We start from the raw sequence: 1181 nt of genomic DNA, 5'->3' as shown, positions 1-1181 counted from the left end.
TTGTCCTCTTCTGGCAGGTCAGCTCGTCAAAGCGATCCTCGTCCTTCAACTCCGCGAAGCGGGATGAAAAGTGCTCATTGTCGGCGTGGGCCACCACCCATTTGTCGCGCCGCCACAGTCGCGCCCACCAGGGGCGCCAGGTGAACACCCAACCGCAGTAACGGCGAATGGCGGTGATGTGGACTTTGGCGCCGTCCATGGTGAGCATCTCCAGGACCGGCAGGTCGGCCACGGGCATGAGCAGCGAGACGCAGTAGCCCAAGACGTGCAGGTCCCAGCCCAGGCGGGCGAGGTGGTCGAATCTCTCGCGCTCTTCACGTGCTGCCATGCTCCTGCCTCCCGGCTGGTTTCCCGGCGGTACGCCCGGAGCGATGAATAGCACTGACGGGTTATTCGTGCCCGGCCGAGGAATGTTGTGGGCAGTTTTCTGTGTCTGCCGTCGAAGAAGGTGTGCGTTCAGCGTGCCTTCTCGATGTCGGCGCGAACAATCAATTGGCCAGGCCAAGACAGCATGACTGATGACAGCGGTTGGTCAGGTGTGGTTTAAAGGTGTTATCGGCCGGCCGAGGTTTCCGTTTTTCTCTAATTTGAGAGGAAATGCCATGGACGTTGTGCCGTCTCTCAACCCGGACTCTCCTCGCGTGCGCTTCGGCGCGGAGATGCGGCGGCTGCGGGAGGCCGCCGAGTTGTCCCAGGCGGCGGTGGCGGCCCGGCTCGGCTGCACGCAGACGCAGGTGAGCCGCCTGGAGAAGGCGACCCGTACGCCGTCTCGGTCGGACGCCGATCGGCTGGACCTGCTCTTCGGCACGTCCGGCGGCGTCTCCTTTGCCCAGCTCCACGAACGCATCGTCAGTCAGCCGGGCAACCCGCCCTGGTTCAGGAATTGGACCCAGGAGATCGAGCCCACCCTGCTTGTCCTGCGCTCATGGGATCCTCTGCTTGTCCCCGGCCTTCTCCAGACCGAGGCATACGCCCGCCATATCTTCAGCCACGGGCCGCGGATCAAGCCCGACGAGGTAGGCGAACGTGTCGAAGCTCGCATGCGGCGGCAACGCATCCTCGATCGGGAGGACCCACCCCTGTTGCTGATGCTTGTCGATGAGGGAGGCATTTTCATCCTCGCGCGAGCTGGTGATTCTGTAGGAGGGCGATGGCCTTGCACAGGTGTCCGGCCTTGCTTG

The 1181-nt window shown here is 63.5% G+C and carries 2 protein-coding genes; one reads left to right on the top strand and one right to left on the bottom strand.

Annotated elements, in window-relative coordinates; genetic code table 11:
• The coding region (locus DQW85_RS22685; RefSeq protein WP_205315324.1) for a hypothetical protein at nt 1-328 on the bottom strand (328 nt) is incomplete at its 3' end.
• Nucleotides 329-602: 274 nt separating this feature from the next.
• Between DQW85_RS22685 and DQW85_RS22680 the strand changes: the two genes are divergently transcribed.
• Nucleotides 603-1181 (top strand): Scr1 family TA system antitoxin-like transcriptional regulator (locus DQW85_RS22680; RefSeq protein ID WP_162795250.1); only part of this gene is annotated, 579 nt, incomplete at its 3' end.

The organism is Nonomuraea lactucae (assembly GCF_003313395.1).
Classification (GTDB): domain Bacteria; phylum Actinomycetota; class Actinomycetes; order Streptosporangiales; family Streptosporangiaceae; genus Nonomuraea; species Nonomuraea lactucae.
This window is presented reverse-complemented; position numbering and strand designations above follow the sequence as displayed.